The sequence below is a fragment of the Verrucomicrobiota bacterium genome, from assembly GCA_019247695.1.
In the GTDB taxonomy this organism is placed as follows: Bacteria; Verrucomicrobiota; Verrucomicrobiia; order Chthoniobacterales; family JAFAMB01; genus JAFBAP01.
In genome coordinates this window covers 1-14105 of record JAFBAP010000061.1, presented here as the reverse complement: position 1 = coordinate 14105, position 14105 = coordinate 1, and the positions used below count along the sequence as shown (strand labels likewise).

Genomic DNA, 14105 nt, shown 5'->3' with positions numbered 1-14105 from the left:
CTGGCCTGGTCCTGGGGGATGAGCAACAGCGGTTCGGCCCACGTCGGCGGCGGCGCCGGCGCCGGCAAGGTCAACGTGCAGGACCTCAGCGTCACCAAGTACGTCGACAGCTCTTCGCCCAAGCTGATGAAAGCTTGCGCCGACGGTTCGCACTTCGATGAAGCCACCTTGACGGTGCGCAAAGCCGGCGGTACGGCGCCCGTGGAGTACATCAAAATCAAGATGAGCGAAGTGTTCGTCACCTCGGTTTCGACCGGCGGCAGCGGGGGCGAGGATCGCCTGACGGAGAACGTCAGCCTCAACTTCGCGGTGGTTAACGTCGACTACACGCCCCAGGATGCGAAGGGCGCAGCCGGGACGGCCATCCCGTTCGGCTGGAAGATCGCCGAGAACGCTGCCGCCTGAGGCCGCTTGCCCGGAGGGGTTCATGCTTACGCTCTGCCGCTCGCGGGCCGGCCCGGCCGGCTCGCAGCGGCACGACCTGGAGTACCTGGCAAAGCCGCTGCAGTTGAGTTAGCGTTGCCCTGTTCTTTCCTGTTTCGCCTTACGTTCCCCCCAACCCACCGATGACTGCCGAAGAACTTTTCAAAGCTGGACGCCTGGCCGATTCCCTGCAACGCCTGCAGGCGGAAGTAAGAGATCACCCGGCCGACGTCAAGCGTCGCATCTTTCTCTTTCAATTGCTCAGCGTCATGGGCGATTGGACCCGCGCCGGCACGCAACTTAAAGTGCTGGCCGAGATGGATGCCGGCAGCCTGCTGATGGTAAATATTTTCCAACCGATCCTCCTCTGTGAACGGCTGCGGAGCCAGGTGTTTGCCGGGAAACACACCCCGCTGATTTTCGGGGAGCCCCCGCCCTGGATCGGGTACCTCGTCCAGGCCGCAGGCCTGTTCGGCCAAGGCCAGGCCAAAGCCGGCCTCGAACTGCGCGACCGAGCCTTCGAGGAGGCGCCGGCCCTGCCCGGTAAAGTCAACGGCGCCCCATTCACGTGGCTCGCAGATGCCGACGAACGGCTCGGACCCGTGCTCGAACTCTTTCTTGAAGGCCGTTATTACTGGGCGCCGTTCGAGCGCATCCGGAGCATCCGGATCGAGCCGGTCACCGACCTTCGTGACTTGGTCTGGATTGCGGTCCAGATAACGTGGACGAACGGGGGCCAGGCGGCAGCCCACGTCCCCACCCGCTACGTGGAAACCGAGCGATCCGGCGACGAACTGATCAGGCTTGGTAAAAAGACCGAGTGGATTGACCAAGGCGGTATCCTGGTCGGCCGCGGCCAGCGGCTCCTGGCGACAGATGAAGCCGAGTACCCGCTGCTCGAAGTGCGGGAGATTGAATTTGAAGTTCCGGCGGGGCCGGCGGCGGCTTAAATCCTGCCCGTTTTATGAGTGATGTAATCGCGCCGCTGGAACGGATCCAGCCATGCCTCCTTGACCGCCTGACTGACGAATCGCCGGATAAAAAAGAAGAAAGCCGGCTGCAACGGGTGGTTTCCCTGCAGCGCTACCGCGCAGGCGTGCTGCGCGACCTGGAGTGGCTATTTAACGCCCTCGGGCATTACCCGGAGGAACCGGTTGGCCGGCAGAAGTTCAGTGACTTTCCGGAGGCCTACCATTCGGTCATCAACTTCGGTTTGAGGCAGGTTTACGGTTGGCTTGCGCCGAACGTGGCGGAAATCGAGAAAGAAGTTTTTGACGCCGTCACCCTGTTCGAGCCGCGCATCAACCGGCACACGCTGCAGGTTCGCGTCACGCTCGACCGCCACCTGCTCTCGATCGAAATGAACGGTGAGCTCTGGGCGAACCCGATTCCGGAAAAGCTGTTCATCAAGACCCAGCTGGACCTGGAATCGAGCCATTGCATCACGCGGGAGGCCAGCTATGGATGAACGTCTGCTGGCCTATTACAACGGTGAACTGCGCCACGTGCGGGAAATGGCCGGCGAGTTTGCCCGCGAATTTCCAAAAATCGCCGGCCGCCTCGGGCTCGATCGGGACGCCAAGGAAATCTGTCCGGATCCGTACGTGGAACGCTTACTTGAAGGGTTCGCGTTCCTGGCTGCGCGGGTGCACCTGAAACTGGACGCGGAATTTCCGCGGCTGACCCAGACGCTGCTGGAGACGGTCTACCCGCATTACGTCAACCCGGTGCCGTCGCTCGGCGTCGTCCGGTTCGAACCGGACCCGCGGGATGCCGGATCAGAGGAAGGATTTCTGCTGGACCGCGGCACCACCCTGCGAAGCCTGGGCGGTGACGATACCCCCTGCCAGTTCCGGACCGCGCATTCCATCCGGCTTTGGCCGCTCCGCATTACCGATACCCGGTATTACTCCCGTAACCTGATCGAACTGGAACTTCCGGGCAGGTTGGACGCCAAAGCGGCCCTCCTGATTCGTCTCGAAACGAATGCCGGCAAGAAGTTCCGCGAGATGCGGCTGGAGGAGCTGCCGGTTTTTATCCGGGGCACCGACGAAATCCCGGCCGCGCTGTACGAACAGATCTTCTCCCGTGCCGGTCACGTGGTGATCCAGGCGCCCAAAGGTGAAAAGCCGTTTCGCGAAGTTCTTCCGGCCGCAGCGATCAAGCGGGTCGGATTTGCGGAAGACCAGGCGCTGCTGCCGATGGGGTTGCGAAGTTTCAGCGGTTACCGGTTGCTCAAGGAGTACTTTGCCTGTCCCCAGCGATTTCTTTTCTTCGCCCTGACCCAGCTGGGCGGCGCTTTGGCGCAGTACGACGGCGAGCGTGTGGACGTGATCATTACGCTGCGCACCGCGGAAGCGAAGCTCGACAACCGGGTAGACCTCAACACGTTCGCGCTGTTCTGCACCCCGGTGATCAACCTGTTTTCGAAGCGGCTGGATCCGGTCCTGATCTCTGATCGTTTTTCGGAGTTCCATGTGGTCGCGGAGCGAACCCGCCCGCTGGATTACGAAATCCACTCCCTTCAGGAGGTCGTCGGGGTGAGTGCGCGGACCTACGAGGAACGCGTCTTCGAACCTTTCTACCGGGCAAGGGACGGCAACGAACGAGCCGGCGCCTACTACACCTTGCACCGTATCCCCCGCCTGCTGACCGCCAAGGAGAAACGCTCCGGGGCCGTTTCCTCCTATGCCGGAAGCGAGGTCTTCATTTCGTTTGTCGACGGGTCGTCGGCGCCGTACGCCGGGGATCTCAGCCAGCTTAACGTGGTTGCGCAGTGCACCAACCGGCACCTGCCGATCCGTCTGCCGGTAGGCATGGGCGATACCGACCTGCAGACCGAACTGTTTGCGCCGGTGGCGTCCGTGCGGTTTATGGCCGGCCCGACGGTGCCGATCCCATTGATGGCGGATCGAGAAATTGCGTGGCGTTTGATCAGCCATTTGTCGTTGAATTACCTCTCCTTGCTGGACGACGAAGCGGAAGGCGCTGCCGGCTTGCGGGACCTGCTCCGCCTTTACGTAAATCCGCACGACGCGCAAAACCTGCGTCAGGTGGACGGCGTGTGCTCCGCCCAAGCAGCCCCCGTTATCCGCCGGTTGCCGGGAGACGGGCCGCTCACCTTCGGGCGCGGTCTGGAAATCAAGGTGACGATGGATGAAGACGCGTTCGAGGGATCAGGGATTTTTCTGCTTGGCGCGGTGCTAGCCGAGTTTTTTGCCCGGTACGTTTCGATTAATTCCTTCACTGAAACCGTAATTATTTCGCAGCGACGCGGGGAGATCATGCGATGGCCACACCAGGCGGGAACACGTCCGATAACTTAGAACAACGGTTGCGGGAGGAGCCGTACAGGTTTGATTTTTACCGGGCCGTACGGGCGCTCGAGGCGACCCATCCGGAATACCCGCGCCTGGGGTTTTCTGAGCGGCTCGGTCAGGACTTTCTGCGCCTCGGGCAGCAGCCATCCCTGTCGTTTGCGCCCTCGACGCTGGACCGGGTCGAAGATGGCCGGGCGGCCGGCGCGGCCCTGCGGCTGTTCATTAATTTTCTCGGTTTGTGCGGCCCGAACGGGCCGTTGCCGCAGCACGTGACGGAATACGCCCGTGACCGGCAGCGCAACGGCCATGACCCCACCCTGACCCGGTTTTTAGACATCTTTCATCACCGGATGTTGTCGTTCTTTTACCGCGCCTGGGCGGCCAACCAGAAGAACGTCGACTTCGACCGGCCCGATGAGGCCCGGTTTGCCACCTATTTCGGCAGCATGTTCGGGATCGGTTCCCCCGCCTTGCGCAATCGGGACGCCGTTCCGGACGTGGCCAAGCTGTTTTTCACCGGCCGGCTCTCGGCGCTTGGCCGCAATGCGGAAGGCCTGGAAGCGATCCTCGCCGATTTTTTCAGGCTGCCGGTGCGGGTGTTGCCATTCGTTGGTCATTGGGTTGAAATCCCCGGGCAGAACTTGTGCCGCCTCGGCGCTTCGCCCGAGACGGGCAGCCTCGGAGTAAATGCCGTCGCCGGGTCGCGCAAATACGAAGCTCAGCTCAAATTCCGGATTCGGTTAGGGCCGATGGACCTGGCTGCTCTGCAGCGGCTGCTACCCACGGGAAAGAGTTTCAGCCGGCTGAAAGCGTGGGTGCTCAACTATGTTGACCAGGAGTTTCTCTGGGATGTGCAATGCTCGCTCCGGGCGGCGGCCGTCCCGAGCCTGCAACTGGGCGGGGGTGCGCAGCTCGGGTGGACCAGCTGGTTGAAGAGTCAGCCGTTCCGGCAAGATACCGACGATCCCGTCTTTGATCCTGAAACTTACTAACCAATTAACCAATTAACTAACCAACGCGCACCGAGGCCCCCCGTATGGCAGAAATCAAACGTTCCATCCTTTTCGGGAAGTTAAACCCGATCGCCTATAAGGCAGTGGAAAGCGCCGCCGTCTTTTGCAAGATGCGGGGTAATCCGTACGTGGAGCTGGTTCATTGGTTCCACCAGGTTTTTCAGCTGAACGACAGCGATCTGCACCGGCTGTTGCGCCACTTTCAACTCGATGCCTCCCGCGTGGCGCGAGACCTGATCGCCGCCCTTGACCGGTTGCCGCGCGGCGCCACGTCGATTTCCGACCTTTCGCCCCACCTGGAAGAGAGTGTTGAGCGGGGCTGGGTGTACGGGTCACTGTTGTTCGGAGAGAATCGGGTGCGGACGGGGCACATCGCGGTCGGGCTGCTCAAGACGCCGAATTTGCGCAACGTGTTCTTGGGATTGTCGGCTGAATTTCAAAAGATCAAACCGGACGAACTCACCGATAATTTCGCCAAGATCCTCGCCGGCTCGCCCGAAGAAGCGACCGGCACCGCGGAACAGGCCGGCGCGGCCGGTGCGGCGCCGGGGGAAGCAAGCGGGGCGGTGGCGCCGGCAGCGATGGGCAAACAGGAGGCGCTCGCACGTTTCTCGGTCGACCTGACGGAAAAAGCCCGGAAAGGAGAAATCGACCCGATCCTGGGCCGGGACGAAGAGATCCGGCAGATCGTCGACATCCTGATGCGGCGTCGCCAGAACAACCCGATCCTCACGGGTGAAGCGGGCGTCGGTAAAACGGCCGTGGTGGAAGGGTTCGCGCTTCGGATCGCGGCCGGTGACGTACCGCCCGCGTTGAAGGACGTCGTCCTGCGCACGCTCGACCTGGCGCTGCTGCAAGCCGGGGCGAGCATGAAGGGCGAGTTTGAGAATCGCCTCCGGCAGGTAATCGACGAGGTGCAAGCCTCGCCCAAGCCGATCATCCTCTTCATTGACGAGGCTCATACCCTTATCGGCGCCGGGGGCGCCGCCGGCCAGGGTGACGCGGCGAATCTGCTGAAGCCGGCGCTCGCCCGCGGTACGCTGCGCACCATCGCCGCGACGACCTGGGCCGAGTATAAGAAATATTTCGAAAAGGATCCCGCCCTGACCCGCCGTTTCCAGGTCGTCAAGGTCGAGGAACCGGATGAAGAAAAGGCCATCCTGATGATCCGCGGCTTGGCGCCGGTTCTCGAAAAGCATCACCAGGTCAGTGTGCTTGACGAAGCGCTGGATGCAGCCGCGCGCCTCTCCCACCGCTACATTCCCGCGCGCCAGTTGCCGGACAAAGCGGTCAGCCTGATCGATACAGCCTGCGCGCGGGTCGCCATCAGCCAGCACGCCACCCCGCCGGCGATCGAGGACAGCCGGCATCGCATCGAGGCGCTCGAGGGAGAACTCGCGATGGTCGACCGTGAGGCGGCGATCGGCATCGATCACGCCGCGCGCAAAGAAGGGATTGTCGCGCAGCTGGCGGGCGAGAAAGAACGCCTGGCCAAACTGGAAGCCGACTACCAAAAGGAAAAATCAGTCGTGGACCAGATCCTGGCGGTGCGTCTGCAGCTTCGGATGCCCGAAACGGAGGCGGCGTCCGCTCCTTCGGGGAATGGACAGGCCGGCAGTGAACCGAAACCGCGGCCCGCCTTGCTGGAGGAACTGCGTTCCCTGGAACGCCAGCTTGCGGGCCTCCAGGGTGAGACGCCGCTGATCCTCCCGAGCGTCGATGAGCAGGCCGTCGCGTCGGTGGTGGCCGATTGGACGGGAATTCCCGTCGGGCGCATGGTGAAGAACGAAATCCAGGCGGTGTTATCGCTGGCCGACAGCCTCGAACGGCGCGTCATCGGGCAGCGGCACAGCCTTGAAACCATCGCGAAGCGGATCCAGACCTCGCGGGCCGGTCTCGACAACCCCAGCAAGCCGATTGGCGTGTTCCTGCTGGCCGGCCCAAGCGGCGTCGGCAAGACGGAAACGGCCTTGACCCTGGCCGAGACCCTGTACGGCGGCGAAAGCAACATGATCACCATCAACATGAGTGAGTTTCAGGAGGCTCACACCGTCTCAACGTTGAAAGGCGCGCCCCCCGGGTACGTCGGTTATGGTGAAGGCGGCATTCTTACCGAAGCGGTTCGGCGCCGGCCTTACAGCGTGGTTTTGCTCGACGAAGTGGAAAAGGCGCACTCCGATGTGCACGAAATTTTCTTCCAGGTATTCGATAAAGGGATGATGGAGGACGGTGAGGGCCGGCTCATCGACTTCAAGAACACCATCATCCTTTTAACCACCAACGTCGGCAGCGACCTGATCATGAACCTTTGCAAAGACCCGGAGATGACCCCGTCGCCGGAAGGTCTGGCGCAATCGTTGCGACCGGCGTTGCTGAAGGTATTTCCGGCCGCCCTGCTGGGCCGGCTGGTGGTCGTTCCGTATTACCCGCTAAGTGATGCGATGCTGAAGTCGATCATCCGGCTGCAACTTAGCCGGATCCAGAAACGTCTGGCCAACAACCAGGGCATCGCGCTCGGTTACGACGATGCCGTCGTCGGCCTGATTGCCACTCGCTGTACCGAACTGGAGAGCGGCGGACGCATGGTCGACGCTATCCTGACCAACACCCTCCTTCCGGAAATCAGCCGGGAACTGCTGAACCGGCTGATGGAAGGAGCCAGCCCGCAGAAGGTAGACATTAAGGTCCAGGATGGCACTTTCGCCTATGACTATGCTTAGCGGACGTCTGCAAGGAATCATGAGGCGGTGCGCTTGGTCCCGCCACATACCGGCCGCGAGACGGAGTGATCACTGAGACTTGAACGCTTGGTCCGAATCAAAATGACACGCGGCACTGGCCTGGGAAGCGCCTTACGGCCCGAAGGGCCAGGAGAACGTAGCCCAGGGTTTACCCCTGAGCGTTACCCGCAATCTTTTCAGGGCGGCCGTTTTCGCCCCGAAGGGGCGGTAGAACTTAGCCCAGGGTTTACCCTGGGTAGGATCCTCCCCCCGGATCGAGCCCTGAAAGGGCGGCAGAAGGCGTCGCTGGCGGGTTCTGCCGCCCTTTCAGGGCTCATCGTCATTTTACGGTTACCCAGGGTAAACCCTGGGCTAGGTTCTCCTGGCCCTTCGGGCCGTAAAACGGGGGTAAACCCTGGGCTAAGGTCCCTTGCCCCTTTGGGGCGAAAGACGGCTTCGGAACCGCTTGCCCCTGGCAAGGTGAACTCGCACCAAACGTTGAAGTCCCGGGTGACCCCCGTTCTCAAGCTCCCGCCGCCTCAACTGAAAGGCACAACGCTTAAGAACGGGGGTAAGATCGACCGCTCTACCGGGACGAAGGCAATCCAATCGCGAAAAATCCGGGTGAAGCCAGGCGCGTCAGTTCCGGGCTATTCACCAGCGCCCCTCCATGCCAAGAGCGGGTTAACTAACTCGCAAAGCCGGGTGGTGTAATCATTTGTAGTCATAAAACTTATGCCGTCATATTCACAGACGAATCGGCCGTTGCAGGTAACCACGCCGCTGGGGGGGACCGCACTCTTGATCACCGGCTTCCGGGGAAGTGAACAGATCAGCCACCTATTCTCTTTCACATTGGACCTGATCGCCGATAACGCCACCACGATAGACTTCAGCCAGCTCATCGGCAAGCAATTCACGGTCTCCGCAGCCACTCCCGGCAAAGGCGGCGACACTGAATGGCGCTACATCGATGGCATCTGCGCGGCGTTCTCGGAAGGCAATCGCAATAAGGCGTTCACCAGCTTTTCTGCCGAGATCGTCCCTAAACTGTGGCTGCTCACGCGGCAGGCCCGGAGCCGGATCTTCCAGCAGATGTCGGTGCCGGACATCCTTAAACAGGTGTTTCAGGGGTACGATTGCGATTACGAACTCAGGGGCAAGTATGAACCCCGCGAATACTGCGTCCAATACCGGGAGACGGATTTCAATTTTGCCAGCCGCCTGATGGAAGACGAAGGAATCTACTATTTCTTCAAGCACTCCAAGAGCGGCCACACGATGGTGATCGCCGACACGAGCCAGTCTCACGCGGATGTGCCGGGTCTGACCAGTGCCAGGTATGAGATGATCGAAGGCGGTCCCCGTAAGGCGGATCACGTGTACGAGTGGCGAAAGACGCAGGCGGTGCGTGCGGCCAAATACACCCTCTGGGATCATTCGTTCCAGCAGCCGACGCAGAACCTCGAGGCGAAAGAAAACATCCAGAACTCCGTTCAGGTCGGAACGGCGACGCACACGCTTAAGGACCAGGTGAACGGGACCCTGGAGATCTATGATTTCCCGGGCGGCTACGCCGAGCGTTTCGACGGCGTTTCCCCCAGCGGCGGCGACCAGGCGTCGCGGCTGCAGAAGATCTTCGACGATAACCGCCGAACGGTTAAACTCCGGATGGAGGCGGAGGCGGTTCCGGCCCTGACCATCCAGGGAAGCTCAAGCTGCGTTAATTTTGTTTCAGGCCACAAGTTCAGCCTCAGCCGTCATTTTGATGGGGAGGGCAGCTACGTCCTGGCCTCGGTTTCCCACGATGCGGCGATGATCGATTCCTACCGGTCGGGCAGCGACGGCGGGGGCCTGAATTACACCAACCATTTTACCTGCATTCCTTTTCAGCTGCCTTACCGGCCGGCACGCAAGACCGCCATTCCTTTTATCGCCGGAGTTCAAAACGCCCTGGTGACGGGGCCTTCCGGGAAGGAAATCTTCACCGACAAGTACGGGCGGGTGAAGGTGCAATTTTACTGGGATCGCGAGGGCAAGAACGACGGCAACAGTTCGTGCTGGATCCGGGTGGGCCAGGCGTTTGCGGGCAAACGCTGGGGCGCATCTTTCTGGCCGCGGATCGGCCAGGAGGTGCTCGTGGCCTTTCTCGAAGGCGATCCGGACCAACCCGTCATCGTCGGCAGCGTCTATAATGCCGAGCAGATGCCGCCGTACGAAGGCGACGGCCTTGACTCGAAACACAAGAACGATCCGAACGTCAGCGGCATCAAGACCAACAGCACCCTGGGAGGCACCGGCTACAATGAGATCCGGTTCGACGATACGAAGGATAAAGAGCAGTTATTCTTCCATGCCGAGCGGAACCTGGAGATCACGACCAAGAACGACTCGCTTGCGCGCACGCTCGGCAGCCGCCATCAGTTTATCGGGAAAGAAGACGACAGCAAAAGCGGAGACCAGATCGAGCGGGTCTGTGAGGACCACCACCTTACGATCGACCGGGACCAGGTCGCGCAGATCGGCCGGAACCAGCAACTCCATATCGGAGGCATCGACGGAGGTACCGGCAACCAGGACATCGTCGTTGACGGGACCAGGAAGGAGTCGGTCGGCCAAGACCTGCACCTCACCGTAAGCATGAACCGCCAGGAGAAGGTTGGTGAGAACAGTTCGCTAACCGTCGGAATGGACCTTCAGGAAAAGGCCGGGATGAAGTACGCCATGGAGGCCGGCACGGAGATTCACCTTAAATCCGGGATGACGTTGGTGCTGGAAGCCGGGGTTCAACTTACCTTGAAGGTTGGCGGTAACTTTATCGACATCAGCCCGATCGGGGTTGCCATCCAGGGCACGATGGTGATGATCAACAGCGGCGGCGCGGCCGGGTCGGGCAGCGGGAGCAGCCCGACGTCGCCCCAGTCGCCTCAACAGGCTAATCCGACGAAGCCGACGCTGGCCGATGACTCGAAGTCCGGACAGAAATCGGCGCGCTCCTGAGCGAGTCTCTGCCCGAGGCAACCGGCCGGTTGGGCCGGGCTCTGCGAGCTCGGGCACAGGATGCAAGACATAGCTTACCCGGACCTGCACCGGGCATTTCAGTTGGAAACGCAGGAGCTTGCCGCCGCCTTGACAGGCGGCGCGGCTTCATCAGGACTCACGTTTTGGCCGTGGGTCACTTTTTAATCTGGTCCAGGTCCAATTCATAAAAGCGGAGCGAGTCGCCACCAACCTCGTCCTCGACCACCGGGTCGATCTTAACAAACTCCCTCCTCACACCTTTTAACTTACACTGATACACTGCGGTATGTTCCTTTTTGGACGAGGCATGAAGCGTGAAACCACCCTCTTTCACGACAAAGTTCAGAGCCGTGTTAGGAACCTCAGCCGAACAAATGATCTGAAGATCAAGGTCTTTTTTCGAGCCCATGAGGTCGCGTAAGACGCCTTTGGAGTGGTCCAGACATATCTCGAACCCAACCTTCAAGTTATCGATTTCCGAAGTGATGGCCCCCTTTTTCCCAGGAACAAAAATCCCTCTCTCCGCATCGTCGAAAAAATCGCCCATGTTGCATTTCTTGCCGAAACTGAAGATTCTTTTCCGGTTGAAAAAGACGTAGGTCCGGTTCTTGATCAAAAACGTGCGATCCAGCAGCTCCGGCTGCTTGTCGAGCTGGTAGCGCTCCTGAGGGTTAAGTTCGACGAGATTATACCGCCACTTAAGTTCCTTGATTTGCGCTTCGTAAAGGGCTTTGCCCGCGTCAGCCGTTCCAGAGGTGGGTTTCTCCGGCACGCCCAGGTATTTTTCCGTGATATCCGGATCGTTAAGTTCGAACGACCCGTAAGGATTAGGTTTTGTCGCGCGGCTGTAATCTATCCTGACTGCGCCGCCCTTTGTAAATTCTTTCGTTACGGGAGCAATGGCCCGTTCCAGGTTTCCTATCGCCTTCTTCATCGTATCACGGGTCAACTCTTCCTTGAAAACGATGGTGCCTGGAATCAGAAGCATGTTGTCGTAGGCGATCACTTGCAGGTCAGCCAGAATTTTGTTGCGCGTATCTTTGTCGATCGCTGCGCTACCGGCCAGGCTACCTGGCGGCTTGGTCTGAGGCTGTGTTGGATCATAGGTCTTGACCTTGTCGCGGGCTCCTGGGAAGGTAAATAGGAATTCCGGGGCGACAAAAATGGTCCGGAGCTGTCCGCCGCTCCCCGATACACCTCGGAACAACGCCTTCACGTACGTCCGGGACACGGCCGTCAGCAGAGTAGCGAATGTCTCCGAATACGAAGCATGGGCGCGTTTGCCATTCGTGTCGCGCGACCAGAGTCCAACCAGTACCTTACGCATTAAATGATCCTCGGGGTGTGAGGCAAGTGCATCTGCCAGAAAGGACGCATCGACAACGGCTGGCGCTGCCTTGCCGTTTTCAGACTAGGCGCGGGCCCTGCACGCAAGCAAGAGAATTCCTGGCAAGCACTGGAATACCTGAAGCGAACTTATCGGCCTGCGCACTGCCTGGTTCAAGCCGGCACGGCAAAGAGCGGCCGTCAGGATAGTTCGGATAGTTGCCCCGGACGATCGGACTGCGCTCAGGACGCTACATTTTGACCGCGCGCTCAGGCGTTGCGCCAGCGATGCGTTGAGATCCGCGGAACCGTGATTAAGGAAGACCAGCGTTTCCCAACCGCGCGGTTCCGATTCGAAAAGGGGCAGCAATCGGATCGCGATGATCGTGTTCCGGTCGGGTTCCGGGTCTGTCCCTGTTCCAGAACGTTAGCTTACGCGAACGCCATTCGGACCCGTCTTCATTGGCGTGCCCCGATGTGTATTTTTGGGCGCCCTTACGCCCTGTCCTGGGCAGCGAGGATGGCCGACCGCAGCGGCGGCGCGGGGTGGCCGGACAGGGCCGAAGGCGATCAAGCGCGGTGGCTTGGTGTCCCGGGTAGCCTGCCGTCGCGGGCAGGACGGCGCCAAACCGCCTTGCGCCATTGGGGTCTGTCCCCGTTTCCAGGCGCGACCGCCGCCAGAGTTCCAATTGGGGTCTGTCCCCATTCGAGAACGTCAGGGTCTGTCCCCGTTCCAGAATGCGCCGGAAGCCCTGGCCGAACTCTACGTGCAAGGCTAGAGCGCTGAGCTGCACTTCCGGGAACTCACGACTTTGATGCGCTTGGACGTCTTACTGTAGCGCCATTGGGGTCTGTCCCCGTTTCCAGGCGCGGCCGCCGCCAGAGTTCCGATTGGGGTCTGTCCCCGTTCCATCGGGGTCTGTCCCCATTCGAGAACGTCAGGGTCTGTCCCCGTTCCAGAACGCTTGGCTTGACGCGGTCAAGACCTGTCCCTGTCGGACACGGAGGTTGATCTTAAATCCGGGATGACGTTGGTGCCGGAAGCCGGGGTGCAACGACCCTTGAAGCTGGGCGGTAACTTTATCGGCATCAGCCCGGTCGGGGTCGCCACCCAGGGCATGATGGTGAGGATCAACAGCGGCGGCGCGGCCGGGTCGGGCAGCCGGAGCAGCCCGACGTCGCCGCAGTCGCCTCAACAGGTTAATCCGACAAAGCCGACGGTGACGGATGATTCCAAGTCCGGACAGAAATCGGCGCGGTCGTGACTGAGTCCCCAGGCATAAACATCACGGACCAAGCATCCGGATCGATCGCTACATCCTGATCGCGAAGACCGCCGCCAACCGCCTTACAAACGGGCGCAGGTCCGCCGGGCATCGTGAACGCCACGCGCTCAGGTGTTGCGCCAGCGATGCGTTGAGATCCGCGGAACCGTGATTAAGGAAGACCAGCGTTTCCCAACCGCGCGGTTCCGATTCGAAAAGGGGCAGCAACCGGATCGCGATGATCGTGTTCCGGTCGCGCAAGCCGGCGTTCTGGCGTAGCGCGCTCTGATTTCGCCGGAACCAGCCAATAAAGGGTTCTCCCACCGGGAGCTGATGTTCCGGCAGCCTGAGCCGCTGCTCCGCATAAGCGTTGAGCCACGGAGCATACTCCCTCCAGGCGGGGTAAGGAGGATCCGTTTGCCATGAGCGGCTCATGGCGCGCAAGGCGAACAACGAAGCCGTTTCGCAGAGACTTTCTTCCAGCCAAAGGTTCGCCTGGGGTGGAAAACGCTCCAACTGCTGCGGGCTGTCAGCGAAGTTGGCGAGCCCGTGGCAGAACTCGTGCGCGAATTGAAATCCGTATTGCGCCCAATGGGTACCCTGAGCGGTTAAGCCGATTGCGATACGGCCGTCCGGGGTTCGCTTGAGATCGAGTTGCGGATGGTCGGCCCGATGGTACACCTCGATGCCGCCGAGTCGACTACCCCGGCAATGCCGCCAGAGCTCACCGGCAGCGGCTTGCAACACGGCCGCAATATCCGGCGAACTCGCCCTGCCAAAGCCGCCGGCCTGCACATGAATGTCAAGCGGTTCAGGGGCAGGCGCCACGCGGGCGTCCGCCCCCCGGGCGGCGCCATTCAACAGCACCCCGACGAGCGCCCACAGCACTACCGCTCTGAGCATGAAGAAAGGGCGGCGTGGGTGAGCAACCGCGCAAGCTTGCGCCGCCTAGAAGGTGATGCGCACCCCGCCGGTGATGGTGTTATCCTCGTAGTTGGCCCGGCCCACTTCCCCATC

Annotated in this window: 10 protein-coding genes; 8 read left to right on the top strand and 2 right to left on the bottom strand. The window is 60.9% G+C overall.

What is annotated here, in order from left to right:
- The 7 genes from JO015_06310 to tssI form a co-directional block, all read left to right on the top strand.
- Positions 1-405, top strand: a 405-nt coding sequence (locus tag JO015_06310; protein ID MBV9998712.1) for a type VI secretion system tube protein Hcp, incomplete at its 5' end; no start/stop codon positions are given.
- A gap of 161 nt (positions 406-566) precedes the next feature.
- A complete protein-coding gene (locus JO015_06305; GenBank protein MBV9998711.1) occupies positions 567-1373 on the top strand; it encodes a virulence protein SciE type in 807 nt (268 codons plus the stop codon).
- Positions 1374-1387: 14 nt separating this feature from the next.
- Positions 1388-1891 (top strand): type VI secretion system baseplate subunit TssE, encoded by a 504-nt coding sequence (gene tssE / locus JO015_06300; GenBank protein MBV9998710.1) that lies wholly within the window; start codon positions 1388-1390, stop codon positions 1889-1891.
- The gene (gene tssF, locus JO015_06295; GenBank protein MBV9998709.1) at positions 1884-3749 is read left to right on the top strand and encodes a type VI secretion system baseplate subunit TssF; all 1866 of its coding nucleotides are present in this window, start codon (positions 1884-1886) and stop codon (positions 3747-3749) included. Before tssE ends, tssF begins: the two co-directional genes overlap by 8 nt.
- Complete coding sequence (tssG, locus tag JO015_06290; GenBank protein ID MBV9998708.1) at positions 3713-4735, top strand: type VI secretion system baseplate subunit TssG; 1023 nt, start codon at positions 3713-3715, stop codon at positions 4733-4735. The genes tssF and tssG overlap by 37 nt, the downstream gene beginning before the upstream one ends.
- Before the next feature lie 44 nt (positions 4736-4779).
- Positions 4780-7476 carry a type VI secretion system ATPase TssH gene (tssH, locus tag JO015_06285; GenBank protein ID MBV9998707.1) on the top strand — a complete coding sequence of 899 codons (2697 nt, stop codon included), beginning with the start codon at positions 4780-4782 and terminating at the stop codon, positions 7474-7476.
- Positions 7477-8211: 735 nt separating this feature from the next.
- Entirely contained in the window at positions 8212-10476 is a 2265-nt protein-coding gene (gene tssI, locus JO015_06280; protein ID MBV9998706.1) for a type VI secretion system tip protein VgrG, read from the top strand.
- A gap of 175 nt (positions 10477-10651) precedes the next feature.
- On the opposite strand, the gene JO015_06275 is transcribed toward tssI, so the two are convergent.
- Positions 10652-11713, bottom strand: coding sequence for a hypothetical protein (locus JO015_06275; GenBank protein ID MBV9998705.1), 1062 nt, complete (start codon positions 11711-11713; stop codon positions 10652-10654).
- Between the two features lie 1135 nt (positions 11714-12848).
- Between JO015_06275 and JO015_06270 the strand changes: the two genes are divergently transcribed.
- Complete coding sequence (locus tag JO015_06270) at positions 12849-13088, top strand: hypothetical protein (protein ID MBV9998704.1); 240 nt, start codon at positions 12849-12851, stop codon at positions 13086-13088.
- 48 nt (positions 13089-13136) lie between these two features.
- Here JO015_06270 and JO015_06265 read toward each other — a convergent pair whose 3' ends face one another.
- A complete protein-coding gene (locus JO015_06265; GenBank protein ID MBV9998703.1) occupies positions 13137-13991 on the bottom strand; it encodes a hypothetical protein in 855 nt (284 codons plus the stop codon).
- Positions 13992-14105: the final 114 nt, after the last annotated feature.

Excerpts from the sequence above, each read along its gene's own strand:
- JO015_06305 (MBV9998711.1), top strand. The coding sequence starts at position 567 with ATGACTGCCGAAGAACTTTTCAAAGCTGGACGCCTGGCCGATTCCCTG.
- tssE (MBV9998710.1), top strand. The coding sequence starts at position 1,388 with ATGAGTGATGTAATCGCGCCGCTGGAACGGATCCAGCCATGCCTCCTT.
- tssF (MBV9998709.1), top strand. The coding sequence starts at position 1,884 with ATGGATGAACGTCTGCTGGCCTATTACAACGGTGAACTGCGCCACGTG.
- tssG (MBV9998708.1), top strand. The coding sequence starts at position 3,713 with ATGGCCACACCAGGCGGGAACACGTCCGATAACTTAGAACAACGGTTG.
- tssH (MBV9998707.1), top strand. The coding sequence starts at position 4,780 with ATGGCAGAAATCAAACGTTCCATCCTTTTCGGGAAGTTAAACCCGATC.
- tssI (MBV9998706.1), top strand. The coding sequence starts at position 8,212 with ATGCCGTCATATTCACAGACGAATCGGCCGTTGCAGGTAACCACGCCG.
- JO015_06270 (MBV9998704.1), top strand. The coding sequence starts at position 12,849 with ATGACGTTGGTGCCGGAAGCCGGGGTGCAACGACCCTTGAAGCTGGGC.
- JO015_06265 (MBV9998703.1), bottom strand. The coding sequence starts at position 13,991 with ATGCTCAGAGCGGTAGTGCTGTGGGCGCTCGTCGGGGTGCTGTTGAAT.